Here is a 26,560-nt window from a genome sequence, read left to right on the forward strand (position 1 = left end):
CTAGCCGTTCGGCAACTCGCCATCCGGTTGAGCAGCCATCAGATTTCTTCCTTCACCTAAAAACGTGGGCACGCCGGTCAGAACGCCCTGGAATTGACGGAGCGGCTCACCCAATTGCAAGCCGTCCTCACTGATCTGAAACTCCCGGATCGTTCTTTCGTGCCGTGCCGTTCGCGTCTTGATCACAGATATGGCCTGACGAACTTCTCCGTGTGCCTCGAAATACCGAAGTTGAACCACGGTGTCCGACAGGTAGCTGAGATCGACATCCGAACGGACGTCTCCCGTCACGCCATGAAGGCCAAGGATAAGGAGGCTCGCCACACCTTTCTGACCGAGGTAGGTCAACATCTCGTGCATCTGCAGAACGAGGAATTGCTCGTTTGGCATCGATTGGAGATAGGCGTTGAGGCTGTCGATCACGACAATGCGGGCGCCGTGGCTTTCCACGGCGCTGCGAACCGAGGCTGCGAATTCGCCAGGCGACATCTCCGCCGGATCGATGGCGCGCATCAGCAGTTGCCCGCTTGTCAGATAGGGCTGCAAATCCATGCCAAGCGCCTTGCTGCGGACCATCAGCGTGGGCATGCGTTCGTCAAACAAGAAGTAAGCCGCGTTCTCGCCGCGCTCGAGAGCCGCGACCATGCATTGGACCGAAGTGGTCGTCTTGCCGACCCCGGCCGGTCCTGTCAGCAGAGTGGCCGTCCCGGGTACCAGCCCGCCGCCCAGCAAGGCGTCCAGTTCGGATGAGCCGGTCGTGATCGCCGCAGCGTTGTCGGCAGTGTCGTGCTCCGATGCGACGAGACGCGGGTAAACTCGCAGTCCGCCGCGCTCGATCTCGAAATCGTGATAGCCGCCCCGGAAGGCCAGACCGCGCATCTTCACGACATGGAGGCGTCGGCGCTGCGCGCCGAAGCTGGCGAGCGTCTGATCAAGCGAGATGACGCCGTGGGCAATGCTGTGGAGTTGAAGGTCGCTCCCCGAGGCACCTTTGTCATCCAGAAACAGGACGGTACATTCCCGGGTCGAGAAGAAATGTTTCAGCGCCAGGATTTGGCGCCGGTATCGGATGGGGCTTTGGGCGAGCAGCCTCAGCTCCGAAAGGCTGTCCAGCACCACGCGTGCAGGCCGCAACTCGTCGACCTTGGCCATAATGCTGCGAACCGTTTCCCCCAGTTCGACTTCACTCGGATGCAGAAGTGTCTGCTCCTGATCTTCGCTGAACCCATCGGCGGGAACCATCTCGAACAGGTGCAGACTGTCGAGAGACCAGCCGTGGGATGCGCCAACCGCCCGAAGCTCCACCTCGGTCTCGGCTAGCGTTATGTAAAGGCAGGATGCCCCCGCGGCCGCACCACTCAGCAAAAATCCGAGACCAAGCGTCGTCTTGCCCGTGCCCGGTGTTCCCTCGATCAGGTACATACGATCCAGGGTAAGGCCACCGTTTAGAATATCGTCGAGCCCGACTATGCCGGTAGAGGCCGTCTTGAGTGTTGGATCGTTGGCAGGCAATGGCGTTTCCTCGTTTGGATTAAAAGTCTGTTGGCAAAGGCAAACCGAAAGGGTGATCCGCTACCTACCAGCACGACGAACAAGGACAAAAAACCTAAAACGCCCCAAGCACAAAGTGTATCGAATCGGCTATAATCAGCCGTGCTCGACCATCTTGCTGCGTTCCCGACGTCCTGCCCTAGCATGCGTAGAAACGTCCAAGTTCATTCTCGTTCCCGCTGCCAACCGGGATTGCGCATGGTTCACACTCCATGCCGTCAGAGCCAGTCTTGTCCGAAGTGCAGACCGATCAAAACTTCCAGAACTGTGTCAGTTTGATGGGCAGCCTTCTAACTTTCGGTCTCCGGGATGAACGGTTAGCGGGGGAGCCGCGCTGGTTTAGAACGATCGGAATGAGGCGCAGATCTTGAAGTCAGTAAGACATCTTGGGTAGCGAATTTTCTCAGTCGTTCAGCAACCAACTTTACGCCCTTAGGTGCGGACAAGCAGCTTTCTCATCTTGCATGCCTAATATTGTCCGTTTGCGGGCAGTGATATTTCGTCAGATTATCTCTGAATTATGGCAGATAACGGCACCTTTTTTATTTCACTCTCCACCATAAAATTCCAAAGTTTTTCCTTCCATTAGCCCCAGCGCTATCATTTTAGATAAATTCAACACCTTGGCAGGAAAGCTGAATGACTGACCGGCTGACGTCGGTAGGATCATGAGGCGGGGCTGAAGCCATCCTTGTGTGTATGTTTGTCGAGATACCGCATGATGATGTCATCGGTGATGTTGCCGGAAGTGGTCGAGAAGTAGCCGCGTTGCCAGAAGCGCTGTCCCCAGTAGCGCTTGCGGATGTGCTCGAACTCCTGCTGGATCTTGCGTGACGAGCGCCCTTTGGCCCGACGCACGAAGTCCGCGACCGAGACGTGCGGCAGGATTTCGACGAACATGTGAACGTGATCCTTCGACAGGACCCCATTGATGATCGTCACGCCCATCTCGGCGCAGACTTGCCTGATGATTTCCCGGACCCGCAAGCGCACGTCGCCATGGAGCACCTTGAAGCGGTACTTCGGCGCCCACACCAGATGATAACGGTGATGGAATGTTGTGTGACAACCGCTCTTGTAGCGCATAGCCTGTAACCTGAGGGAAAACCGAAGACTTACGCCCTTCAGGCGGTCTTCGGTTTTCCCTCAGGTTACAGGCTTGCACGCGAGTCTAAGGCTGAAGCCAATATCCGACTGAAGTCGGAGGGGTTCCTCCTCGGAAGAGGACTCTAAATAGCAAAAAAATCGTTTAGTTTATTGCCAGAATGCTACCAATAACGGCCTATCCTATCGCCGATGCAGCATGAAATCCCGACACGCCGCCGAGACCCGGACCTGGATGAGAGGAGGCTCCGATGTGAAACAGTCGCTTTACGGGGGTTGCATGGTTTCGGGTCCCAGTGAAGGGGCGAAACAGATGGAACTGGTCGATGGAGCATACACCGGAATAAGGGTCGCCACCGACGAGGTTGGCGTTGGCCGCCTCAAGGTCATGCGGGCCGAGGACGCGCATGCCCAGCGTCGCGCGTTCGAGGTTGGGCACATGCGCGGTGATGCGCGCGATGATCCGCCGCGCATAGGCCTGCGCCATCTCGTCGTTCCAGCGGCCGTCGGCAGGCACCGCGATCTCACCGGCGGCGTCGCCCCGGATCGTGCGCGGCAGTTCCTGTAGCTGGATCCACAGCATCGAGGTGCCCGGCGGGCAGCGCGAGGGATCGGCGTGGGCGGGCTGGCCGACGACGATGGTGGCTTCGGCGGGAAGCAGCCCCCGGTCGGCCTCGTTCACCGCGCGCGAGATGCCGTCCATGCCGGGCGTCAGGTGCAGCAGGCCGACTTTGCCCAGCTCCGGATCGGCCCACTCGGGCGGCTCGGACAAGGCGATGTGTATCTGCATGCAGGCGCGGCCGTAGCGGTAGTCGGCGGCGCGCTCCGCCGTTGCGGGCGGGATATGCTCGGCCGGGAGAAGGCGCTGGTAGAGCTGCGTCGGCGTGACGTTGCAGGCCACCCCGCGCCGGGCGGTGAAGGTGCGGCCATCGGCGAGGCGTACGCCCGTCGCGCGGCCACGTTCGACGATGACTTCCTCCACGTCGGCATCGGTCAGCAGCGCGCCGCCGCCGCCTTCGATGATCGCCCGGAAGCCCGCGACGATGCGATCGCTGCCGCCTTCGACGAAGGGCAGGCCCGCCGCTTCCAGCGTGAACATGACTACCCGCGCCATCATCGCCGAGGCTGCGCTTTCCGGGCCGAGGCCGACATGCAGCACCCACGGCGCGATCAGCGCATGGACGAGGTCCGAACCGAACCGCGCCTCCAGCCAGTCGCGCGCGGATTTCAGCGAATCAGCACCGAAGGCGCTGAGCTGATCGATGCCCTGTTTCAGCAGCGTCTTGCCCAGCAGGCTGACGGTATCGAACGAGCGCGGCTCATTGCCCAGCAGGCCGAACAGGAGCGGCGCCTGTTCCTCGACGCCCGCCATCGCGCGCGCATGGGCGGCACCGTCGCCGGGATACGCCGCGTCGAATGCCGCGACGTTCGCTTCGCGCGATCGGCGCAGCAGCAGCGAGCGGCCATCGGGCAGCAGCACGCCGGTCGGGATTTCCGCCTGGACCATGCGGACGCCATGCGCTTCCAGCTTAGGCGCCAGCTGCGGGTAGAACGGTGTCGTCACGAACAGCGGATAGGACATCGAGAACAGGTCGTGCCGGAATCCCGGCACGGTCGCCTCCTCGGTGCGGATGCAGCCGCCCGCCACCGCCGCGCGCTCCAGAACGAGCACGCGGCGGCCCTTCGCCGTCAGTTGTGCCGCGCAGACCAGCGAGTTGATCCCGCTGCCGACAACGATGGCGTCCCAGTTGGTCTTCACGCGGGCACGGCGGTCTTGGCGGCAGGCGTGCGGATGCCTTCCGCCTCCAGCAGCGGCAGCACGGTATCGCGGAAGTAGGGGAACTCTTCGGCGTAATCGACGAAGGAGAGGGTAGTGCCGCCGAACCCGGCGCGGTGCAGGCCGATCAGCCCTTCGGCCACCTGTTCGGGCGTGCCGATGAGCGGGACGCCGCCGTGGCCCATGCCCATGCGGTCGCGGATCAGCGCCAGCAGATCATGCGGGAACGACTGCGCGTGCGCGAACTGCAGGTTCACGAGGTTGTCGAGCGCAACCGAATCGAGCGCGTCGCCAGTGAAGTGCGCCACGTAGTCCTTGGCTTCCTGTTCGGTCGGGCGGCAGACGACATGGCTGAAGGTCAGCACCTCGGCGCTGCGGTCCTGCTCGGCGGCTGCCTTGTGCAGGTCGGCGACTTCGGCGGCCGAGCGCGAGAGGTCGATCGCCGGGGTGAACAGGAAGTCGGCGTTGCGCACCGCGAAGTCGCGTCCCTGCGCGGACCCGGCGGCGTTGATGATCGGCGGGCGGGCGACGACGGGCTTGGGATCGGAGTGGATCTGTTCGAGCTGGAAGTGCTTGCCCTCCCAGTCGAAGCGCCCTTCGCGCGACCACAGCGCCTGCACCACGTCGAACCATTCCTGCGCATATTCGTAGCGCGTCTCGTGATCGGCGGCGAGCTTCAGGCCGAGCGCGCGGTATTCCGGCTCGTTCCAGCCCGCCACGATGTTGAGCCCTGCGCGGCCGCCACCGATGCGGTCGATCGTGGCGATCTGCTTGGCGATGACGACGGGGTTGTTCACTGCCGTATGAATCGTGGCGAAGACGGTGATGTCGCGAGTCGAAGCGAGCAGGGCCGAGGCCCAGGTCATCGTCTCCAGCACTGAGCCATGGAAGTCGGTTTCCCCGCCGTAGCCGATCCAGCGGGCGATCGGCAGCATGAAGTCTATCCCCGCCTCGTCGAGCATCTTCGCCAGCCTGAGATTGTTCTCCCAGCTTGCGTTCCAGCGCTCGGGAACCGTGGTGACGGACATACCGCCCGAACAGTTGGTTGCAAAGGTGCCCAGCTTGAAGTGGCCCGGACGCACCATCCCTCGATCCTGTGTCATGCTACTCCCCTTCTTCGATTTCTAAATAAAAAATTATGTTAGCTTTTGATGCTTGTCCATCGCAAAAATTACAGTTAGATTTCGACTCAAGGACAAACAGGAGTCCGAAACATGGGGCGAAGCAAGGCTTCCAGGCCGCCTGCGGGCGTGCCGGGACCGGGTGATCTCGATCAGCGCTGGCATCTCGCTTCGACACCGCACGAAGTGAATGTCACCGAACTCGAATTCGCATTGATGCGGGTTCGGGAGTCGTTCGAACGCTGGCAGGGCGAGTGTTTCGCCGCCGCCAGCGGGCTGTCCGCTTCGGGCAGCGAGAACGCGCTGCTGCACACCATTCGCCTTCACGAACGCGCCAAGCCGCTCAAGGAACTGGCGCGCCTGACCAACCGGGACGACGTTCCCAACATGCAGTACGCGCTGCGCAAGCTGACGAAGCTCGGATTGATCGAGCAGATCGGCAACCGCAGCAACGCGGTCTATCAGGTTACTGACAAGGGCCGCGAAATCTCTGATCTCTATGCGGAATTGCGCCGCCGACACCTCATCGAATTCACCGAAGTGGTGAAGGATATGGATGAACGGCTGCGCCAGACGACCCAGACGCTCAATCTGCTTTCCGGCATCTACGAACAGGCCGCGCGCGTCACCGCGACGCACCAGCGCTTTACTGACGGCCGATAGACGCCGGTTCATTCACTGACTGACACAGGCCGGAATTCCGGCGGCGCATACTCGCGTCCAAATAGTTCATATCTAAAGATTTTAGGCTTGAAGTTGTTTGCAGGAGGCTAGCGGCACCACGTCCCGGGCACACGGGCGGGCGCCTTGGTGAAATCAGTACCAAGGGGAGTAATCGTCATGAGGACATACACCAGTATCGCCGCCCTTGTGGTGGCGACCCTATGCGGCGTCTCGCAACCGGCGCTGGCGCAGGAAGCGCAGGCGGACAGCGGGGGCTCGGCGGCGAGATCGTCGTCACCGCGCAGAAGCGCGAGCAGAAGCTGCAGGACGTCGGCATCGCCATCACCGCCTATTCGGGCGAGCAGCTGCGCACGCTCAACGTTACCGACAGCCGCGATCTCGCGGCGTTCTCGCCGGGCGTGCATACCGGCGGCAACATCGCCGGGCAGAACACCCAGTTCACCATTCGCGGCGTGACGCAGAACGATTTCAACGACATCGTCGAGGCGCCCAACGCGGTCTATCTCGACGAAGGCTACATCGCGATCGCGCAGGGGCAGACTTTCGCGACCTTCGACATCGACCGTGTCGAAGTGCTGAAGAGCCCGCAGGGCACGCTGTTCGGCCGCAACGCGACGGGTGGCCTCGTCCACTTCGTCAGCACCAAGCCGAGCCTGACCGAAACCACGGGCTACATAGACGTAAAGGGCGGCATCTACGATTCCGTTGGTTCGCCGATGATGTTCCACGGCGAGGCTGCGCTCAACGTGCCGCTATCCACCACGCTGGCGGTACGCGGCGCGGTGATGTGGAACAAGAGCGACGCGCTGCTGCGCAACCGCTATCCTTCAGGCGCGGTGGGCGGATCGCCGGGCGCCGGAGCGGGCGCGAACCTGGGTGACGACGATACGCTGGCAGGTCGCCTGACGGTGCTGTTCGAGCCGACCGACACCGCCCGCTTCACGCTTTCTGGCAACGCCGCGCGCAGCCGCATGTCCACCGCGCCGTACCAGAGCAAGTCCACCATCGGCGTCTTCAATGCCGACGGCGAACTGATCGACGTGCGCAATGCCGCCGCCAATGAAACCCGCGCGACGATCGGCGCGAACGGGCAGGACATGGGTTCGGACACCGACAACAACGGCGTCTTCGGCGACAGCTACGGCCGCCCGGTCGCAGGCGGGGACTTCTTCGGCTACATCGACCCGGACGGGAAGGACTTCGCCACCTCCAGCGACTTCGCCTTCAAGAACCACAACCACGTCAAGACGCAAGGCCTCAACCTGACGGCTGAGTTCGACCTGTCGGATGCGGTCAGCCTGACTTCGGTGTCGGACTACAAGCACTTCGAGAAGCTGCTGTTCGTTGACGTCGATGCCGGGCCGGGCAATCAGGCGGCGAACTATGCGGGCGTCAATGCCAACACGTATTCGCAGGAACTGCGCCTCAACGGCTCTACCGACAGCCTGAACTGGGTGGCGGGCGGCTTCTACCTGCACATCGACAACCACTCGCTCAACGGCCTCAAGTTCCCGGTCGGCAGCGTGGTGCCGGGTGCGCCGATGGACCTTGGCGTCGATGCGCGGCTCAAGACCGACTCCTATTCCGCCTTCGGTCAGGTGGAATGGAAGTTCGCGCCCAAGCTGACGATGATCCTGGGCGGCCGCGTGATCCGCGAACAGAAGGACTACGCCTTCTTTCAGGGCATCTGGAGCACGCCGGATCTGCGCAAGGTCCACACCGGCACGCCCATCGTGATCGGCCCCGACAACGGCGCCCCTTACACCGACAAGCGCGGTCAGACGCTGTGGGCGGGCAAGGCGCAGATCGAGTACCGCCCCGACAGCGACCTGATGCTCTACTTCGGCGTCAATCGCGGCGTGAAGGCGGGCAGCTACAACGCGCAACTGGCGGGCGGCCTTGCCGTGCCGACGAGCGCGATCCCCTACAAGGGCGAGACGCTGACCAGCTACGAAGGCGGCTTCAAGTACACGTTCCCGGACGGCCGCTCGCGCTTCAACGTCTCGGCCTATTACTACGATTACAAGGACTACCAGGCGTTCCTGTTCACCGGCGTTTCGGGCGTGGTCATCAATGCCGATGCGCGCACTTACGGGATCGAGGCGGAAGTGTTCACGCAGCCGCTCGACGGACTGGACACCGGCCTTTCGCTCTCGTGGTTCGACGCCAAGGTCAAGGATGTGCCGCTGCGCGTCGACGGCCCGATCGTGCGCGACGTGGAGCCGGTCTACGCCCCGCACCTGCAGGCCACCGGCATCATCCGCTACGGCTTCGACGCGCTGGGCGGGCGGATGTCGGTGGGCGGCGATGCGCAATACACCAGCAGCTTCTACTACAACCTGCGCAACTTCTCGGCCGACAAGTTCGGCGGCTACGTGATGGTCAACGCCAGCGTGAACTGGAAGCTGGACCCGTGGGACATCACCTTCGCGGTGCGCAACCTGACCGACGCGCGCGCGGGCGTGCAGGGCTTCGACCTCGCGACGTTCTGCGGCTGCAACGAAGTCTCGTACAAGCCGCCGCGGATGTTCCAGATCGGCGCGCGCTATTCGTTCTGATCCCCTCAAAGGGTCGTCATTGCGAGCGGCGAAGCGGCGAAGCGGCGAAGCCGCGAAGCAATCCAAGGCCGCATAAGCCGCCCTGGATTGCTTCGCTACGCTCGCAATGACGAAGGTATGGGTATGGAATGAAACGGGCGCTTCCCTTGCGGGAGGCGCCCGTTTTCCGTTTCAGCGGCGGCGCAGCGTCTGGGAGGGCGTTTCGCCGAACAGCTGGCGGTATTGCCCGGCGAAGCGGCCGAATTCGAAGAAGCCCCAGCGGCTGGCGACGGCGGAAACCGTAACACCCTCGCTGGCCGAGAGCAGGTCGTCGCGCACGCGGCGCAGGCGCACCGTGCGCAGGTGCGCCATCGGCGAGGTGTCGCGGAACCGGCGGAACCCGTCGAACAGGGCGCGGCCGCTGACGCCGCTGGCCTTCACCAGATCCTCGATGCCGATGGGGTCGGCCGCGTGGTCCTCGATGAAGGTCTCGACCAGCCGGACATGGCGCGGCGCCACGGTGCAGGCGCGCGAGTGCAGGCTGTCCGAATAATTGTGCACTTGTCCTTCGAGCAGGCTCGTCAGCAGCGCGGTTTCCAGCAGTTCGAGGCTGACCGCATTGGCGCCGCTGCGCCCCTGATGCTCGACATGGCTGATGAGCAGTTGCACGAAGGGCCACCAGCTGGCGCCGGGCCCGTCCTTCGGAATGGCGAGGCGGAAGTTGAGCGGTTCGCGCAAGGGGCGGCCGAGCATCGCGGACAGCTGCTGCTCCAGCGCGGCGCGCTCGATGCGCACCATCAGCTTGGCGCAATCGGCCGACCAGCGCATCGCCACCTGCTCGGTCGGGTTGAGGATCGTGCCGAGTTCGCCGTGCGCGGCCACCAGTCGCCCGCCCGCCTCGACTTCCGCCTTGCCCGAATAGGGCAGCATCAGCAGGTAGAAGTCGCTTAGCCGCGACGGCTCCACGCGCACGTCGGCGCCGTAGCTCATCGCGCTCAGCGTGGTGCGCTTGAGCCGCACCGCGTTCTGCCACGCATCGACCCGCCCGCCGCGCTCGCACGGCGTCAGGAGATGGTCGCAATAGATCCGAGCGACCGTGTCGCGTGCATCGTCGACATCGGTCGACGCGAACAGGCGATGGCCGCTCAGCGGGCGGAATGTCCCGTCCAGCATGAGCCTGTGCTCCCCGTCATGGTCGGGCTTTCGGCCCGTCATCGTTATGGCGAAAGTACATCACGGAATGCTGCCATCTGCAACCATTCCATCGGATAAGGAGTCCCGCTTGAGGACCGCGACCATGCGCAAAGTGCAGCGCCTGTGCGCGCGGCGCTGCAAAACGCGCGGCAGGCGCTGCGGCGCCTTCCCCGCGCCCGTCGCCGGTACCAGACCGGCGCCATCGAAGCATGGCAAGGACGATCGACATGAAGGGTATCACAGGCAGGACAGTCATCATCACCGGCGGCGCGGCAAGCATCGGCAAGGTGCTGACCCGGCGCTTTCACGAGGAAGGTGCGAACGTGGTGATCGCGGCGCGCTCGGGCGCTCCGGCTGAGGAACTGGCGAGCGAACTGGGCACGCGGGCGCTGGCGGTGGAGACCGACATCCGCGATGACGCCGCGCTTTCGACGCTGGTGGCGCGCACGGTGGAGGCGTTCGGCGGTATCGACTGCATCGTCAACAACGCCTGCTCCTACGTCGACAACGGCGCGGCATCGAGCAGGGCCGAGTGGCTGGAGACGCTCGACGTCAATCTGGTCAGCGGGGCGATCCTGGTGGAGATGGCGCGGCCTCATCTGGCTAAGAATCGCGGCAGCGTGGTCAACATGGCCAGCATCAGCAGCCATGCCGCGCAGGCCGGCCGCTGGACCTATCCGGTGTCCAAGGCGGGCATCCTCCACCTGACCAAGCAGCAGGCGCTGGACTATGCGCCGCACGGTATCCGCGTGAATGCGCTGGTGGCGGGCTGGACATGGTCTGACCCGATCGCGGGGCTTTCGAGCGGTGATCTGGCGAAGGCCGATGCGGTGGCCGCCGAGTTCCACCTGCTCGGGCGTCTCGGGCGTCCTGAGGAAGTGGCCGACGGCGCTCTGTTCCTGTGTTCGGACCATGCCAGCTTCACCACCGGCTCCGAACTGCGGGTGGAGGGCGGCTATCTGGCGATGGGGCCGGAGCAGGCCGGACCTGCCATCGCCAAGCTGACCGGCGGCTCGGGCAGCGTGATCTGATTTCGGCACTGGCCGAATGGCGGCTGCACTGGCTGCATAGAGCCCGCGCGGCCGCCCTACCTATCCTGTGGTCATTCGATCAATCACAGGAAAAGGCTGGGCAAGATGACCAAGATCGGCATCGTGGGAGCAGGACAGGCAGGGTTGCAGCTGGGCATCGGGCTGCTGGACGGCGGCCATCAGGTGGTCATGCTTTCCAACCTCACCGGCGCGCAGATCGCCGCCGGGCGCGTCACGTCGAGCCAGTGCATGTTCGACACCGCCCGATCGCACGAAAGGGCGCTCGGCATCGCCTTCTGGGATGATGCCTGCCCGCCGGTGGAGGGCATCGGCTTCGCGCTGGCGGGGGAAGGTCCGGACAAACTGCTCGACTGGTCTGCACGGCTCGATGCGCCGGCGCAGTCGGTGGACCAGCGCGTGAAGATGCCGCGCTGGATGGATGAATTCGAGGCGCGCGGCGGCGAACTGCGCATCGTCGATGCCGGTATCGCCGAACTGGAAGACCTCGCGCGCGAATGCGATCTCGTGCTCGTCGCCTCGGGCAAGGGGGAAGTCGGGCGGCTGTTCGAGCGGGACGCGGAAAAGTCCCCCTTCGACAAACCGATGCGCAGCCTCGCGCTCACTTACGTCCACGGCATGCGCCCACGCGCGGAATACAGCGCGGTCAACTTCAACCTGATCCCGGGCATCGGTGAATACTTCGTGTTCCCCGCGCTGACGCTGAGCGGCCCGTGCGAGATCATGGTCTTCGAGGCGATCCCCGGCGGCCCGATGGACTTGTGGAGCGCCGGGGCCAGCCCCGAGGAGCATCTGGAAATCAGCCAGCACATCCTCAAGCGTTTCCTGCCCTGGGAATACGAGCGCAGCCGCGACTGCACGCTGACCGATGATCTCGGTGCGCTTTGCGGCCGCTTCCCGCCGACGGTGCGCAAGCCGGTGCTGACGCTGCCCTCGGGCGCGAAGGCGCTGGGCGTGGGCGATGCGGTCTGCCTCAACGATCCGATCACCGGTCAGGGGGCCAACAACGCCGCCAAGTGCGCCGCATCCTACCTCGCCTCGATCCGGGAAAACGAGGACAAGGCTTTCGACGCGGCGTGGATGCAGCGCACCTTCGACCGCTACTGGGACTATGCCCGCGATGTGGTCGCATGGACCAACGGCATGCTGCAGCCCCCGCCGCAGCATATGGTCCAACTGCTCGGCGCGGCCGGAGCGCAGCCGCGCGTGGCGCACTGGTTCGCCAACAACTTCGACGATCCGCGCGGGTTCTTCCCGACCATCGCCGACCCGGCGCTGACTGCGGCCTTCCTCGCGGAAACGGTGTGAGCCATGGACCGTATCGAACTGCGCCGCACTTTCGGCCGCTTCGCCACCGGCGTCACCATCGTCACCTGCGAGCGTGAAGGCGCGGTCCACGGGATGACCGCGAACAGCTTCACCTCGGTGTCGCTCGACCCCGCCTTGGTGCTCGTCAGCATCGGCAATCACGCACGCATGGCCGCCATGCTGCGCGAGGGCGGGCAATTCGGTCTCAACATCCTCGGCGCGGAGCAGCAGGGGCTGTCCAACCACTTCGCCGGACGACCGGGGGCGGCCGAAATTCCCTTCACCCGTCACGGCGCGGTGCCGCTGATCGAGGGCGCCCTCGCCCATCTCGTCTGCACCTTGCGCGACGTCTTCCCCGCCGGGGACCACGGCCTGTTCGTCGGCGAAGTGCTGCACCACGCACAGCGCGGCGGCGCTGAGGAGGAACCACTGCTCTTCTACGGCGGACAATACCGGCAGATCGACCGGGCCGCCTGACCAGACACTCAAAACAACGACGGGGAAAACACAATGACCATGAGGACGATGAAGACCGCGCTGAAGCTGGCTCTGGCCGCAGGCGCACTGGCCGCCCATCCCGCGCTTGCGACCGAAGCGGGCGGCGGCGTTTACCCCAACGGCGCCGAGGGCTATTCCGGCGCCGCCCTGCCCCCGCCCGGTACCTACCTGCTCGGCTACGTCGAGCACTACGATGCCGACCGCTTCAACGACGGCAACGGCGATTCCGGTCAGTTGCCAGACTTCCACGCCCGCGCCGACGCTGCGATCGCGCGCATCGTCCACGTCACCGACAAACGCATCCTCGGCGCGAGCTGGGCAATGCAGGCGATCGTGCCGGTGGTGAACCTGCGCGTCGGCGCGGCGGGCATGGCGGACGAGACGACCGGCATCGGCGACATCATCGTCGATCCGGTCATGCTGGGCTGGCATTTCCCGAGCGGCGTCCACATCACCACGGGCGTCGACGTGACGGTGCCGGTGGGCCGCTACAACCCGCGCAAGCTGTCGAACATCGGCCGCAACTACTGGAGCGTCGAGCCGGTCGTCGCCTTTGCCTATTACGGCAAGAGCGGTTTCTCCGCCGATCTCAAGCTGATGTACGATATGAATTTCCGCAATACGAACGCGATGGTCACGCCATTCAACCCGACCGGCGCCGATTACCGGTCAGGCGACGAGTTCCACGCGGACTTCGCGGTGGGCCAGCAGATCGGCAAGCTGAAGCTGGGCGCGGCAGGCTACTTCTACACCCAGACGAGCGATGATAAGGTTTCCGACGCGGGCGCGCAGGCCACCATCGACGCGCTGCGCGGCTTTCGCGGCAAGGTCTTCGCGGCGGGGCCGTCGATCAGCTATCAGGTCGGCAAGGCACAGATCATCGGCACCTGGCAGCATGAATTCCATGCCGAGTACCGACCGCAGGGCGAACGGCTTTGGCTGAAGATGGTCCTGCCACTCTGATCGGAACCAAGAGAAATAAGGCGAGAGCTTAAAGGAATGCAAAATGGCGGTTTGAAAGACGAAAAGGAGCGCATAGCCGAACGGCTGGTTGCCATCCCCGCCTGGCAACCTTTGGCAGAACTGGCCCTAGGCGGCTTACCACCCGCGATGGCGGACAAACCGTTTCGACCGGAGGAGCCCTCTCGCCTTCAAGACTTAGCCTTGTCGAGCGACATTCGCACGTCGAGACCCATTGAACGGCCCTTTCATTCAGGCACCCGTCCTTTGAATACGACAACTTCGGTCGACGAAGAGGCTGCCCTGCCCCAGCTCTCGCACGACTCTCAAGACCTTGTGCAGCATCTGACCACGCATGGTCAGTTCGTAGGCCCGCACCTCCGAACGAGAATACATCACCATTTCCATGAGCGCGAGCGCCTGCAATTCGGTCAGCCGCTGCGTCAGCATTTTCTCGCTTAAGGCTACCCGCAAACAGGTGCTGATCGCGTTCCAATCAATCCCGGTGGATACACTGAAAGCAGCGATCGCAGAGGCTGAGAACCAAGTGTCCAGGAACGGGTGCACCACCGACCTTACCGGCTCGGGCAACATCCATTTCACACATATCCCGGCCGGTTATTTTGCCGTTGATCCGCAAAGGGTTACTTAGATCAGAGGCGGGGGCGTCTGGTTTGACGATGGTCGGATCAACGGGCAGACCGTCAATCTGCGGCTTGCTTCGACATCCTCGTTGTCGCAGCCCAGGCTCAAATCGGAACCCAAAGGACGAATACCGAGGCGAAGGTCGAGGGCTGCGGCAAGATGGGAACTGGCCAATGACCTGGCTCAATCCCTGAATCGTTCGGAAGGGCGCGGTGACCTCGATCGAGCGACGTCAGCACCAACATCCCCTCACCGATTTTCACGCCATCACATTCCGGATTGGCCACGAGTGGTTCCGATATCCCGCTCCCATGCTGCCGATAATCGATGGTGACCGGGTGGTCGTAGTGGGGTGGAAAGTCAAATCCGACATCGCCGACAATTTCGTTGTGCTGCCTTACGAAAGCAAGCTGATGCGACTCTTTCATGGTTGGCTCTTGTTCGTCTTTGGAGCAGTCGCCATCGTAATTGCTCGGGGACTTCTGGCTAATCTTCTCTGGCTGCTTGAGGTTTTGACGGTAGAGATCGGATCATCCCTGATCTTCAATGCGATCGCGTGGCATGAAGGGTATCATCTGGCCGGACGCTATCTGCCGCCCAACTCGGTGAATGAAGCCCGCAAACCATAGCCGTCAACGCAAATCTTCAGAGGCAGCAGTTCCGCGCCACCCCCGAAAGCACCTTCATGCGCACACCGGATTCGCCGACGAGTTTGGGGTTGGTCCGCGTGATGTCCTGAAGTCTTCCGTTACCGCTCCTGACGCGGACGGAGGTGCATATAAACAGTATCGTTCCTGCTATTTCAACTGGCCTTGGCGCCGCAGCGCCGAATGCTGCGATCATTAGCCCCGCCGGCCAAGGCGTGGCGCACCTGACAAGGCCGCGACGAAGCGGAGGACCCGGCAAGCGAGGCGGACGGGTTGCACTGCGGCGAAGCGGGGCTATAGGGCTGCGACGCCTACCAATCACTTTGATGCCGCCAAAGGCCCTGCGCCGCCGCGCGCCGGAGGTGTCGCGACCACTAACGAGCGGCAAAGCCGCTCGTCCGGCCTGCTCTCAGAAGGATGCTGCCCGTCACGCATAGTCTCTCGGCTATGCCGACGAGACGCCCCCAAGTGGCACGGCTGACGCGGAGTGGAAGTAGAGCGCGATCAGAGCACGACCCTGAGATGCCACTCCCTCTCGTCCTCGCCTTCCCCGAAATAGCGGGTATCTCACGCGCCAAAGGAAAGAGATGTGTCGGCGCAGGATTAGCATAGGAAAGCCGCTTGGCGTCGCGCTGCCTAAAGCCTGACGGCCGAAGGCGCTACTAGAGCAAGCGCTCGCCGCGAACACAAAACAGGCGGTGAAAGAGCTGTTCGCTGCGCTCGCGGCCGAATGGCGTAAGCACCACCGACTTGGCTTTACCCACGGGATCGTGGATCAACCCTAGTTCGTGCAACGTCCTAAGGCAGATCAATCAAAGGACTTCCAGGCCCTACAGGCCCCTGACAACCGATCCAGATCGTGCAGTGTCAGAAACATCAATGCCAGCACCGCGTCATCGATCCGGTCGGCATCAATATCTTGCTCTTCCATCAGCAGTTCCTCACGGCGTCATCTGTATATCTCACGGCGTAACCTTCGGCGCCACCACGCAGGCTAACGGATCGATAGACGGAACGGCTGTGGTTGGTGGCAAGCGGCGACATTGGAACATTTGAGACTGTCGGCCCCGAGGTACCAGGCGTCGATTCCGGACGATCCGTGGGAGCGAACCTGCCTTCCGTTGGCACCGCTATTTCGGATACTGATGAGTTGTAACGCCGGATCTGAAAGCCGTCGTTTCTTTACCTGCGCTGACCGATACTCCTCCTCATCGAAATGCCTCCTCCCTCGTGGGTCATTCGCTTCGAACGCTATTCCATCGGTGACGAAGCCTGACAGCCCGTTGCCGCGACCAGGAGCACAGAGATGCTTCGTTAAGAATAAATTATCCAACCACCTTATGAATAGCACAAACTTTATACAGATCTAGGCGAACTATGCAAATGACGACACGCATAAGGATGCCACGGAGCGAAAAATCCGTTCACGAAATCGTGAGAACAAATCCTGCATTATCATGATAGTTATTTATACTGATAGTTAATTTATTATAATTTCTTGTCTTTTTCGGCTTCCGACTTGCCTGTAAGCTCGATTTGCACCTTGTGGATTGCGCCCGGAAACGGACCATTGGCCGCATAGTCCGTGGATACAGGCGCACCGGTGTCGATGCCGATGTCCATAGTCTCGCCCTGGCCCGCATCCTTGACATCGGCATAATCGAGATGGCTGCACCCTGCCTCGGCACCGTTAACGGTCATGCACATCGTACCGCCCGCTTTGCCGGCTCCGTCCGGAGTGAATGCGAACCCGATGTTCGAAGCGCCACGACCAAGGGCGATCTTGCCGACGATCTCGGCCTGATCCTGCGGGCGCTGCGTATAGGCCTGACGCACAACGGGCACGCCATCGCGCAGATAGAACGCCCAACCGCCAAAGCGGCTGCCGCGCGCCAGGATCGGCGCGGTGGCGCGCTCGACGTCGAGCGTCACGTCGGCGGAGATGGTGAATGCACGGCTGCGGAAGCTGGGCGCCTGGTTCTCGCTGATGCTCAGGTTCCCGCCCCAGTACGCAAACGAGGTGCGCCCCGAGGCATAGTGGGCATGCGAGGCGCCGAGCCGCGACTTCGCGAGGTTGTCGTCGAGCGGCAGCACGTGGTTGCGCCGCGCCTCCTCCAGCCACAACGCCTGCATCTGCGCCAGCTTGGCGGGATTGGCGCTGGCCAGGTCGCGGGACTGGCTAAAGTCCCTGGCGAGATCGTAGAGTTCCCATTTGTAGTCGGTGTAGGGGTTGCCGCCGGGATTGCCCATTTCCCAGGGCATCCGGCGCGGGGTGGTGTTCGCCATCCAGCCGTCGGCATAGATCGCGCGGTTGCCGAACATCTCGAAGTACTGGACCTTGTGCTGCTCGGGCGCGCGGGGATGGGTGAAGGTGTAGTCGAGGCTTACGCCGTCGACCGGCTGTTGATCGATGCCGTTGACCTGGCGAGGGACCGGCAGGCGCACGGCTTCGAGGATGGTCGGGAAGATGTCGGTCACATGGGCGAACTGCGTGCGCACTGTCCCGGTATCGTTCAGGTGCCCCGGCCACGACACGACCATGCCGTTGCGGATGGCGCCGAGGTGTGAGGACAACTGCTTCATGTAGCGGAACGGCGTGCCCATCGCCCAGCCCCACCCGGCGGGATATAGCTCGATGGTGTCCGGCCCGCCCATTGTGTCGATCACCCCGGCCACTTCTTCGGCGCTCTGCTCGAAATCATGGCTCATGTGCTGGACCTGATTGAGCGTCCCGGCCGGTGCGCCCTCGCCGCTGGGGCCGTTGTCGCCCACGAGGTAGAGGACCATGGTGTTGTCGGACTGGCCCATGCGGTCGAGTTCGTCGAGGATGCGGCCGACCTGCGCGTCCTGATAGGCGATCATCGCCGCGAACACTTCCATGTAGCGGGCATAGACCCGCTTCTGCACGGGTGTAAGCGAGGACCACGCCGGGATTTCGGCCGGGCGCGGCGTCAGCGTGGCATTAGCCGGGATCACCCCTTCGCGCTTCTGGCGCTGGAAGTTCTCTTCGCGCAGCGAATCCCAGCCCCTGTCGAACCGGCCCTTGAAGCGGGCGATCCATTCGGGAGGGGCCTGGTGCGGCGCATGGGCACTGCCGGGCGCGAAGTAGGCGAAGAATGGACGGTCCGGGCCAGTCGCCTTCTGCTGGTGGATCCAGTGGATCGCGTCATCGGCCAGCGCGAAATCCAGCGTCTGGCCCTGCGGCAGCGCCGGTGCGTCGACCGAGAGGGTATTGCGATAGAGGCGGGGGTTCCACTGGTTGGTATCCCCGATCACGAACCCGTAGAAATAGTCGAAGCCGAGCCCGGTGGGCCAGTGGTCGAACGGGCCTGACAGCGAGGATTCCCATGAGGGAATGTTGTGGTGCTTGCCGAAGAAGGCGGTGTTGTAGCCGTTGTCGCGCAGCACTTCACCGATCGAAGCGGCGCTGCGCGGAATGATGGAACTGTAGCCCGGATAGCCCGACGCCACGTCGGTCACCGCGCCGCTGCCCACCGCATGGCTGTTGCGCCCGGTCAGCAGCGCCGCGCGGGTGGGCGAGCACATGCCGGTGGTGTGGAAGTTGTTGTACCGCACGCCCCGCTTGGCGAGGCGATCGAGGTTGGGCGTGGGAATGGCGCCGCCGAACGCGGAGGTCACCGCAAAGCCGACGTCGTCGGTCATGATCAGCAGGACATTGGGCGCCCCGGCCGGTGCAGCGACGGGCACCGGCCAGTCGGGACGGGATTCGGCAACAGTGGTCCCGGTGACGCCGCGAAACGGGCTGTCGATGATCGGCAACACTTCGCGCGACCGGCCGTCGGGTGTGCTGGTCTGGATGTTCGACGCGGGTGCCACAGGTACGTTGGTCTGGGCACAGGCCGCGGCAACAATGCCGCAGCTTACGGTCAGGATCGCACTCGATCGCGCGAGTGCCTTGCGCAGAGATCCATTGCCAAACATGCCTGCCTTCACTCCTTGTTGTCTCGTCTGGTGAGGCACCGCGCCTGCCGCGACACGGCGCCCCCGTCAGGTCAGAACTTGAACTTCGCACCAATTCGAAAGGCGCGGCCCACTTCGTCGAAGTAGGCAACATTGGTTACCGTCGTCGTCTGCGGCGCGATCGAGGGATCGGTGTCCAGCAGGTTGTTGACGACGCCGTAGATCTGCACCGAACCGTCATCGGTCAGGTCGTAGCGCAAGTTGAGGTTGAGGTAGAACCGCGAGGACACGGTATTGTCGTTGATATCGACGCCCTCGACGAAAAGGTTGTCGTACTTGCCCGCCCCCACGAAGCGCCCGACCAGCGAGCCGCCGACGCGGCCGTGCTGGTAGGCGATGGTCGAGTTGCCGGTCCAGCGCGCTACGCCCGCGCCGTTGAACTGGTTGGCAAGGTTGGTGACGACCGCGCCATTGCTCTGTTCGAACTTGTCCACGTACGTCAGCAGGTTGCGCCAGGAGAACCGGCCGCCCAGCAGATCGGTCGAATATGACAGCTCGAAATCTACGCCGGCGGTAGCGAACGAGGCGAGGTTGATCTGGTTGATGTTGATCTGCGAGATCGTACCACCCGAACGAACCACCAGGCCGCACAGGCTCTGGTCGCCGGCATAGCAGCGATCGACGATGTTCTGCGCCGTCAGGCTGGTGATGGCGTCGTTTATCTTGATGTCGTAGTAGTCGACCGAAAGCTGGACGCCATTGATCCAGGTCGGCGCGTAAGTGACGCCGGCGGTGAAAGTGTTGGCTTTCTCCGGCTTGAGCGCGGTGCTGCCCGAGGTCAGCGTGGGAATGAAGATCGAGGCATTGCCGTTCTGCGGATCGGTCACGCTGGTGATGCGTGTAACGGACGAGGCGTAGAGTTCGGAGATGTTGGGCGCGCGAATGTCTCGCGATCGGGTGGCGCGCACCATCAGGCCCGACCCGATATCCCAGGTGCCGCCCAGCTTCCAGGTCACGTAGCCGCCACTGGTCGAATAGTCGGCGTAGCGGACCGCGCCGTTGAGGTCGATCGCCTTGGCAAACGGCAGGTCGCGCACGACCGGCAGTTCCATTTCGAGGTACGCCTCCCTGACGCTGTAGCGACCGTCGATCGGCTTGTAGTTGCCGGCCGCATAGGCGCCGGCGATCGAAGCGGCATCGGCGGTGGCGCTCGCTTGTTCGTGGCGATATTCGGCGCCGAGCGATGCGGCCAGTGGGCCGGCCCACAGTTCCGCGACGGGGCCGGTGAAGTTCACCGCCGCGACGTGCTGCTGGGTGACGAGGTGATAGTACTGGTCGCCCGTCAGGTATTCCTTGGCGGCGGTCGAATTGGTATCGCCGAACGGGTTGTAGGCGATGCAGCCGTTGCTCGGCGCCGTCAAGGTCGATCGGCACACCGCCTTGCCGGTGGCGGGGTCGATGACCGGATCTATGGCGGCCAGGTAGCGCGCATTGTTGCGCACGCCGTTGAAGCGGCCGACATAGTCGGTCTTGCCGTACTGATAGTAGGCGTCCCACTTCCAGGCGCCGATGCGGCCCTTGGCGTCGGTGACCGAGCGGTAGGTCTGGGTGGTGTTGTCGGACGTGTTCGGTCCGACGTCGAGCGACAGGCGCCCGAAGCCGAGGTTGGTCAGGCCCTTGGCATCCATTGCTGCGGCAAGCGCGGCGGGCAGGTACGCATTGTCGCGCTGGATCGTCAGCGTGCCGAAGTCGAATGGCGCGATCGCCTGTCCCGACGCGCGCGAACGAGCGTAGTAGAACGCGGTGCCGAACTCCAGCCCGTCGCCAGCGTCATAGTGGATGTCGCCGCTGGCCAACTGGCGCGAGATGCGCGGTGCGAGCGAGAAGTCGCTGAGGAAGCCCTGGCCAGCGCCGTCGCCGCCGATCATATACTGCGAACCGGCCAGCGTGCCCTGATTGAAGGGCACCGGGGTCCCATCGGCCGCGAACTGGATGCGGCGGGCGTCGGTGGTCCCGGTCAGGTCGCCGTAGGTCAGACCCGAGGTGACGAGACCGTAAGGCGTCATCGTCGAAGTGCGGACATGGTCGGAGATGATGCGCACCGGCAGGCCATTGATGGCGCGCGCGGGATTGGTCAGGATGCCGTATTCGCGCCGACCCCAGTCGCGCGTATACATGCTGCCGATACCGTCGTTGTGGAACACCTCGACCGCGCCGGACACGTGGAGACGGTCCTCCAGGAAGGCTGTGCCGCCATGCAGCGCGAAGCGATAGCCTTGCGCATCGCCCACTTGCGCCACATCGTACTGCGCATCGCCTTCCAGGCCCGTGAAGTTCTTCTTGTAGATGAGGTTGACCACGCCCGCGACCGCATCCGAACCATAGACCGCCGAAGCGCCGCCGGTGACGACCTCCACCCGGTCGATCAGAAGCGTCGGGATCATGTTGATATCGACCTGGCCGGTGATCGCGGTGGACACGTGGCGCTTGCCGTCGACGAGCAGCAGCGTGCGGTTGCTTCCAAGGCCGCGCAGATCGAGGAAGTTCGTACCGGCCTGCGTCGCGGTGGAGCTGGTGCTGGCCGACGAGGTGGTGGCGCGGAACGAAGGCAGTTCATTGAGCGCATCGGCGACGTTGCTGGTCGCCCGGGCAGCGAGGTAGTCGCCGCCCAGTACGGTGAGCGGCGTGGGAGAAGATGCACCATCGCGGGCGATGCGGGTGCCGGTTACGACGATATCGCCGGCAGGCGCCGGGCTTTCGGCATCGGTTGCAGCGGACTGTGCCCCCACCGGCACTGCAACCTGCGCCGTCGCAGGACTGGCCAGAGCGACCGACAACGCAGCGAAACTGGCCGTGCAGCTCAGAACGTCGTACCTCAGATGCAATTTGGAAAGCATGATGTTTCCCCCATTTGTCCAAGAGATGAATGCGCGCCTTGCCTCGCGCTGGCACCTTGAGCTCCGCCCCCGTTTTATTTTAGCATTGAACTATATAAGCCCGACGCCGGAGCGTCGGGCCTTCCCGGTCAGGCGTGCGCGGCGACCTTGCGCGCGGCCTGACCGGCCTGCGCGAACCCGTGCAGGAGGATGTCGACGTCGTTCGCGGCTACGGTCATGGCGTAGCCCTGTTCGATCCGCGCTGCGGCGGCTTCGGCAGTCGTGGTGAAGATACCGCACGGCGTATCGGCACGCTTGCAGGCTTCGAATACGCTCTGGCATGCCTGCTCGTGGCGCTCGTCGATCTGCGGGAAGCAGCCGAGCGACAGCGCCAGGTCGCCGGTCCCGATGAAGACGAAGTCGACCCCGTCGACCGCCGCGATCTCGGCCGCATTGTCGACGCCGGCGGAAGTCTCGATCATCACCCCGATCAGCGGATTGATGCTGCGCTTGTGATAGCGCGTGAAGCCTTCCGCAAGCGGGCGCACGCCGCCGCCCGAACGGATGCCGTCCTTCGGGAACGTGGCTGCAGCCACCGCTGCGCGGGCCTGCTCGGCCGTTTCGACCAACGGCACCAACACGCCCTCGGCGCCGCTGTCGAGCGCTTCGCCGATCGCCGGCATGGTGTTGGCAGCCACCCGCATGATCGCCGGCTTGGGGCCCAGCACGCTCACGGCGAGGTGCGAGGTCATGCGATCCCACAGGCCATGCTGGAGATCGATGATGGCAGCGTCGAAATAGTCCATTGCGCCGATCTCGATCAGCGGCACCGAACCCATCGCGAACCACGATGTGATCATGCCCCCGGCCTTGAGAGCCGCGCGCATGTCGCTCGCATTGGCGAGCACTGGATTGAGGGTGGTCATGTACATCCTTGAATAGATCCGGCTTGAATGGGGTCCGGCTGGAGGCGAGTTCAGAGAGCTCCGCCCGAGACAATGTCCTTGTTGTCGAAATCGCCCCGCGTCTTCTCCATCAGTGCGAAGAAGCGCCCCTGCGCGACATCGACGAAGCGGGTCATCAGATCGTAGACGGCGATGGAATTGCGGACGCGGAAGCCTTCCAGCAAGTCGGTCAGCAGCGCGATCACCACCATCTGCGTTTCCTTGTCGTGGAGCGTGCCGATCCGCACGGTCTGGACGTGGTCGACGAAGCGGCCGATCGTCGCGGCCAGGCGGGGGTTAGGCACGGCGTTGAGCCAAGCTTGGCGAAAGCGCGTGTTGGCCTGCATCAGGGCGAGCGGCTCATCCTGCTCCACCGCGTCGCAGGCCATGCGATAGGCCGCTTCGAGATCGGCCACGGCTTGCGCGTCAAGATTGTATGCGGCAGCCGCCGCAGCGCGCGGCTCGAGCATCTTACGGATCTCGAAGATGTCGGCGATGTCCTTCTGGGATAGTTCGGGCAGCATGAAGCCGCGCGTGGTGCCGACGAGGTATCCTTCATGGACCAGCCGCAGCAGCGCCTCGCGAACGGGCATACGCGACACGCCTAGTTCCGTGGCCAGCGCGGTATCGACCAGCTTGTCGCCCGGCCCCACGTCGCCGCGCTGAATGCGGGCGAGCACCTCCATGTAAGCGGGCGTTCCGCGCGCCCCACGATCGAGCTGATGCACTGTCATATCCGTATTCTCTTTCAAGACATGCCGCCTAACAAGTGCGTAACAGAATACGGTTTATAGATCGCTTGTCCATGCAAAAATACGCAAATTAGGAGATTATGGCAAAATAATTAAGGATCACACCCTTGACGGCCGCGCAAATCCATATTCTGTTATGCATATCAGTATTCGAAACGATGAGGGAAGTTTCCAATGCATACAGGGATCGCACATAACCGCTGGCTCGGAGCCAGCGCACTTGCACTCACACTGGCCGCAGCGACACCTGCGCTGGCGCAGGAAGCGTCCGCGCCGAACCCCGACATTGCCGAGTCGCCCGCCGGCGACATCGTCGTCACCGGCTCGCGCATCGCCCGGGACGGCTCCAGCGCACCCACTCCGGTCACCGTGCTCGGCGCCGACTATATGAACCAGCGCGGCCAATCGAACGTCGCCGATGCGCTCAACGAACTGCCTTCGTTCCGCCCGGCGCAGACGCCGCAGGGATCGTCGAACCGCTCGCAGATCGCTGGCTCCAACTTCGTCGATCTGCGCGGCCTGGGCAGTTCACGCACGTTGCTGCTGGTCGACGGCAAGCGCTTCGTGCCGTCCGCCGGCACCGGCCAGGTCGATCTCAACAATATTCCCTCGATCCTGATCGATCGCACGGAAGTGGTGACCGGCGGCGCTTCGGCCAGCTACGGGTCGGATGCCGTGGCCGGCGTGGTCAACCTGATCCTGAAGAAGGACTTCACGGGAATCCACGGCGATATCCAGTATGGCCAGTCGCAGAAGAACGACGCCAACGAATACCGCGCCGCGCTGCTCGTCGGCGGCTCGCTGCTCGACGATCGCCTGCACCTCATGGCCGCCGGCGAATACTACGACAACGAAGGTGCGGGCGACCAGTTTACCCGCGACTGGGGCCGCCGCCAGCCCGGCCTCGTCGTAAACCCGACTCCGGGCAACGGCACGCCCACCCGCGTGATCACCAACAACGTCCACGATTCGCGCCAGACCGACGGCGGCCTGATCACTTCGGGCCTGACCTGGGGCTCGCTCACCGGCACCAGCGATTCCCGCCTCGTGCAGTTCGCCGCCGACGGCACGCCCACGCCTTTCACCGTTGGCCAACTGGCCGGCAGCCAGCTGATGATCGGGGGCGACGGCGCCAGCTACTTCTACCGTGGCTTCGACCTGCTGCCGAAGATGGAGCGCAAGATCGGCTACGGCCGGGTGGCCTTCGACGCCACCGATTCACTGCGCCTGTTCGCCGACGTGTCCTATTCGGACAGCCAGGTGAACGGCCAGAGCGCCAACGCCTACAACTACGGCAACCTGAAGATCGCGGTCGACAACGCCTTCCTGCCTCAGGCGGTCCGCGATGCGATGGTGGCGAACAACCTGTCGTCGGTCAGCTTCGGGCGCTGGAGCGGCGATATCGGTCAGGTCACGACCGAACTGTCCACCCGCACTTTCCGCACCGTCCTGGGTGCCGAAGGCAAGATCGGCTCCGACTGGACCTATGAAGCCTCGTACGAATACGGCGAGACCAAGTACAGATCGCAAATCCACGGCCTGCGCCAGTCCGCCCTGTTCAGCCAGGCGCTCGATTCGGTGATCGACCCGGCGACCGGCAAGGCCGTGTGCCGCATTGCGCTGACCAACCCGGGCACGTCCTGCCTGGCGTTCAACCCGTTCGGCGTCGGCAATTTCAATCCGGCCTCGACCGACTACTTCACCGGCACCGCCTGGCTGCGCCAGAAGACCGTGCAGAACGCCGCCGCCTTCAACATCCAGGGCAAGGTTCTGGAACTGCCCGCCGGGCCGCTCCAGGTGGCGCTGGGTGCCGAGTACCGGAAGGAGCAGGTGAACGCCGATTCCGATACGGCGTCCCAGGCCTCGCTGTGGGACTATGCCAACCCCAAGCCGCTGCACGGATCGTACAACGCCAAGGAATTCTACGGCGAAGTCAACGTGCCGCTGATCAAGGACTGGGCCTTCGCCCAGCGCCTCGATGTGACCGGTGCCGTGCGTTACACCGACTACAGCACCTCGGGCAGCGTCACGACATGGAAGGCGGGCCTCGACTGGGCAGTGAACGACTTCCTGCGCCTTCGGGCCACTCGCTCGCGCGATATCCGCGCGCCCAACATCACCGAACTGTTCAGCACCTCGGTGTTTGGCCAGAACACGCTGCGCGATCCCAAGACCGGCGGCAGCTACTTCATGCCCACGATCACGTCAGGCAACACAGCGCTCAAGCCGGAGAAGGCCGATACGCTGACCGCCGGGATCGTCCTGACGCCGGGCACGCACCTGCGCCTTGCGGTCGATTACTTCGACATCAAGATCAACGATGCAATTTCGACGCTGGCCTTCCAGTCGATCCTCGATCGCTGCCAGACGGGCGAAACCGTGCTGTGCAGCCAGATCGTGCGCAATAGCAGCGACGTGGTGACCTCGGTGACGAACAAGTACATCAACGTCGCCAGCCTGAAGAACCGGGGCGTGGATATCGAGTTCAGCTACCGCCAGCCGCTGGACGAAATTTCCTCGCTGCCCGGCACCGTCAGCCTGCGCGCCTTCGCGACCTACACGATCAAGTCGACCACCAGCGACGGCCTCGTCACCACCCGCCTCGACGGGCAGGTGGTGAACACCGTCGCCAGCGTGCCGAGCTGGATCGTCAACACCAACCTCGGCTACGATGTCGGTCGCTTCGGGATGCAGTTGCAGGGCCGCTTCATCAGCGCCAGCAAGTACGACAACACCTATGTCGAAGGCGTCGATATCAACGACAATTCCGTGCCGAGCCGGCTCTACGTGAACCTCTCGGCACAGTACAAGCTGCTGGACAGCGACCTGGGTAACGTGGAAATCTTCGCGGTGATCAACAACCTGCTGGACAAGGACCCGCCGCTGGTTCCCGTCTACGGCGTGGGCGCCACCAACTTCGCATATTACGATGCGATCGGCCGCGCCGGCAAGGTGGGCGTCCGCTTCAAGTTCTAAGCTCCCAGCCGCGAGG

18 protein-coding genes and 1 pseudogene are annotated in these 26,560 nt (G+C 63.5%); 8 read left to right on the plus strand and 11 right to left on the minus strand.

Annotation, left to right across the window (positions count from 1 at the left end):
- From KZO24_RS21855 to KZO24_RS21870, 4 genes are all read right to left on the minus strand, one after another.
- The gene (locus KZO24_RS21855) at positions 1-1,512 is read right to left on the minus strand and encodes an ATPase domain-containing protein (protein ID WP_486487691.1); all 1,512 of its coding nucleotides are present in this window, start codon (positions 1,510-1,512) and stop codon (positions 1-3) included.
- Between the two features lie 705 nt (positions 1,513-2,217).
- On the minus strand, positions 2,218-2,637 hold the full coding sequence (tnpA, locus tag KZO24_RS21860; protein ID WP_486487692.1) for an IS200/IS605 family transposase: 420 nt from the start codon (positions 2,635-2,637) through the stop codon (positions 2,218-2,220).
- 196 nt (positions 2,638-2,833) lie between these two features.
- Positions 2,834-4,414: a phytoene desaturase family protein gene (locus KZO24_RS21865; RefSeq protein WP_486487693.1), complete on the minus strand. Its 1,581-nt coding sequence runs from the start codon at positions 4,412-4,414 to the stop codon at positions 2,834-2,836.
- Positions 4,411-5,535, minus strand: a complete 1,125-nt coding sequence (locus KZO24_RS21870; RefSeq protein WP_486487694.1) for an LLM class flavin-dependent oxidoreductase — start codon at positions 5,533-5,535, stop codon at positions 4,411-4,413. The genes KZO24_RS21865 and KZO24_RS21870 overlap by 4 nt, the downstream gene beginning before the upstream one ends.
- Positions 5,536-5,646: 111 nt before the next feature.
- On the opposite strand from KZO24_RS21870, the gene KZO24_RS21875 reads away from it, so the two are divergent.
- The gene (locus KZO24_RS21875; protein ID WP_211151642.1) at positions 5,647-6,216 is read left to right on the plus strand and encodes a winged helix DNA-binding protein; all 570 of its coding nucleotides are present in this window, start codon (positions 5,647-5,649) and stop codon (positions 6,214-6,216) included.
- 221 nt (positions 6,217-6,437) lie between these two features.
- Positions 6,438-8,795, plus strand: a complete 2,358-nt coding sequence (locus KZO24_RS21880; RefSeq protein WP_486487695.1) for a TonB-dependent receptor — start codon at positions 6,438-6,440, stop codon at positions 8,793-8,795.
- Positions 8,796-8,966: 171 nt separating this feature from the next.
- On the opposite strand, the gene KZO24_RS21885 is transcribed toward KZO24_RS21880, so the two are convergent.
- The gene (locus tag KZO24_RS21885) at positions 8,967-9,947 is read right to left on the minus strand and encodes an AraC family transcriptional regulator (RefSeq protein WP_486487696.1); all 981 of its coding nucleotides are present in this window, start codon (positions 9,945-9,947) and stop codon (positions 8,967-8,969) included.
- Positions 9,948-10,195: 248 nt separating this feature from the next.
- Here KZO24_RS21885 and KZO24_RS21890 point away from each other — a divergent pair, with 248 nt between their 5' ends.
- From KZO24_RS21890 to KZO24_RS21905, 4 genes are all read left to right on the plus strand, one after another.
- On the plus strand, positions 10,196-10,999 hold the full coding sequence (locus KZO24_RS21890) for an SDR family oxidoreductase (RefSeq protein ID WP_486487697.1): 804 nt from the start codon (positions 10,196-10,198) through the stop codon (positions 10,997-10,999).
- A gap of 105 nt (positions 11,000-11,104) precedes the next feature.
- Positions 11,105-12,325 (plus strand): styrene monooxygenase/indole monooxygenase family protein, encoded by a 1,221-nt coding sequence (locus tag KZO24_RS21895; RefSeq protein ID WP_486487698.1) that lies wholly within the window; start codon positions 11,105-11,107, stop codon positions 12,323-12,325.
- 3 nt (positions 12,326-12,328) lie between these two features.
- Entirely contained in the window at positions 12,329-12,802 is a 474-nt protein-coding gene (locus KZO24_RS21900; RefSeq protein ID WP_486487699.1) for a flavin reductase family protein, read from the plus strand.
- Positions 12,803-12,835: 33 nt separating this feature from the next.
- Positions 12,836-13,786: a SphA family protein gene (locus KZO24_RS21905; protein ID WP_486487700.1), complete on the plus strand. Its 951-nt coding sequence runs from the start codon at positions 12,836-12,838 to the stop codon at positions 13,784-13,786.
- 249 nt (positions 13,787-14,035) lie between these two features.
- Here KZO24_RS21905 and KZO24_RS21910 read toward each other — a convergent pair whose 3' ends face one another.
- Entirely contained in the window at positions 14,036-14,377 is a 342-nt protein-coding gene (locus KZO24_RS21910; RefSeq protein ID WP_486487748.1) for a winged helix-turn-helix transcriptional regulator, read from the minus strand.
- Positions 14,378-14,640: 263 nt separating this feature from the next.
- Between KZO24_RS21910 and KZO24_RS21915 the strand changes: the two genes are divergently transcribed.
- Entirely contained in the window at positions 14,641-15,057 is a 417-nt protein-coding gene (locus KZO24_RS21915; RefSeq protein ID WP_486487701.1) for a hypothetical protein, read from the plus strand.
- Positions 15,058-15,737: 680 nt separating this feature from the next.
- On the opposite strand, the pseudogene KZO24_RS21920 reads toward KZO24_RS21915, so the two are convergent.
- The 5 genes and pseudogenes from KZO24_RS21920 to KZO24_RS21940 all read right to left on the minus strand — a co-directional run bounded on the left by KZO24_RS21920 (position 15,738) and on the right by KZO24_RS21940 (position 23,550).
- Positions 15,738-16,006: pseudogene (locus KZO24_RS21920) on the minus strand (DUF6429 family protein).
- A 557-nt stretch (positions 16,007-16,563) separates the two neighbouring features.
- A complete protein-coding gene (locus KZO24_RS21925; protein ID WP_486487702.1) occupies positions 16,564-19,017 on the minus strand; it encodes an arylsulfatase in 2,454 nt (817 codons plus the stop codon).
- Between the two features lie 71 nt (positions 19,018-19,088).
- Positions 19,089-21,893, minus strand: coding sequence for a TonB-dependent receptor plug domain-containing protein (locus tag KZO24_RS21930; RefSeq protein ID WP_486487703.1), 2,805 nt, complete (start codon positions 21,891-21,893; stop codon positions 19,089-19,091).
- A 128-nt stretch (positions 21,894-22,021) separates the two neighbouring features.
- A complete protein-coding gene (locus KZO24_RS21935) occupies positions 22,022-22,798 on the minus strand; it encodes an HpcH/HpaI aldolase family protein (protein WP_486487704.1) in 777 nt (258 codons plus the stop codon).
- A 50-nt stretch (positions 22,799-22,848) separates the two neighbouring features.
- Positions 22,849-23,550 carry a GntR family transcriptional regulator gene (locus KZO24_RS21940; RefSeq protein ID WP_486487705.1) on the minus strand — a complete coding sequence of 234 codons (702 nt, stop codon included), beginning with the start codon at positions 23,548-23,550 and terminating at the stop codon, positions 22,849-22,851.
- A gap of 192 nt (positions 23,551-23,742) precedes the next feature.
- Between KZO24_RS21940 and KZO24_RS21945 the strand changes: the two genes are divergently transcribed.
- A complete protein-coding gene (locus tag KZO24_RS21945; RefSeq protein WP_486487706.1) occupies positions 23,743-26,544 on the plus strand; it encodes a TonB-dependent receptor in 2,802 nt (933 codons plus the stop codon).
- Positions 26,545-26,560 lie beyond the last annotated feature (16 nt).

The organism is Novosphingobium sp. NFX11, from assembly GCF_057376415.1.

Bases quoted from the DNA above. Each gene is read 5' to 3' on its own strand.
- KZO24_RS21940 (WP_486487705.1), bottom strand. From the start codon at position 23,550: ATGACAGTGCATCAGCTCGATCGTGGGGCGCGCGGAACGCCCGCTTAC.
- KZO24_RS21880 (WP_486487695.1), top strand. From the start codon at position 6,438: ATGCGGCGTCTCGCAACCGGCGCTGGCGCAGGAAGCGCAGGCGGACAG.
- KZO24_RS21905 (WP_486487700.1), top strand. From the start codon at position 12,836: ATGACCATGAGGACGATGAAGACCGCGCTGAAGCTGGCTCTGGCCGCA.
- KZO24_RS21910 (WP_486487748.1), bottom strand. From the start codon at position 14,377: ATGTTGCCCGAGCCGGTAAGGTCGGTGGTGCACCCGTTCCTGGACACT.
- KZO24_RS21930 (WP_486487703.1), bottom strand. From the start codon at position 21,893: ATGCTTTCCAAATTGCATCTGAGGTACGACGTTCTGAGCTGCACGGCC.
- KZO24_RS21925 (WP_486487702.1), bottom strand. From the start codon at position 19,017: ATGTTTGGCAATGGATCTCTGCGCAAGGCACTCGCGCGATCGAGTGCG.
- KZO24_RS21885 (WP_486487696.1), bottom strand. From the start codon at position 9,947: ATGCTGGACGGGACATTCCGCCCGCTGAGCGGCCATCGCCTGTTCGCG.
- KZO24_RS21895 (WP_486487698.1), top strand. From the start codon at position 11,105: ATGACCAAGATCGGCATCGTGGGAGCAGGACAGGCAGGGTTGCAGCTG.
- KZO24_RS21875 (WP_211151642.1), top strand. From the start codon at position 5,647: ATGGGGCGAAGCAAGGCTTCCAGGCCGCCTGCGGGCGTGCCGGGACCG.
- KZO24_RS21935 (WP_486487704.1), bottom strand. From the start codon at position 22,798: ATGACCACCCTCAATCCAGTGCTCGCCAATGCGAGCGACATGCGCGCG.
- tnpA (WP_486487692.1), bottom strand. From the start codon at position 2,637: ATGCGCTACAAGAGCGGTTGTCACACAACATTCCATCACCGTTATCAT.
- KZO24_RS21945 (WP_486487706.1), top strand. From the start codon at position 23,743: ATGCATACAGGGATCGCACATAACCGCTGGCTCGGAGCCAGCGCACTT.
- KZO24_RS21900 (WP_486487699.1), top strand. From the start codon at position 12,329: ATGGACCGTATCGAACTGCGCCGCACTTTCGGCCGCTTCGCCACCGGC.
- KZO24_RS21890 (WP_486487697.1), top strand. From the start codon at position 10,196: ATGAAGGGTATCACAGGCAGGACAGTCATCATCACCGGCGGCGCGGCA.
- KZO24_RS21870 (WP_486487694.1), bottom strand. From the start codon at position 5,535: ATGACACAGGATCGAGGGATGGTGCGTCCGGGCCACTTCAAGCTGGGC.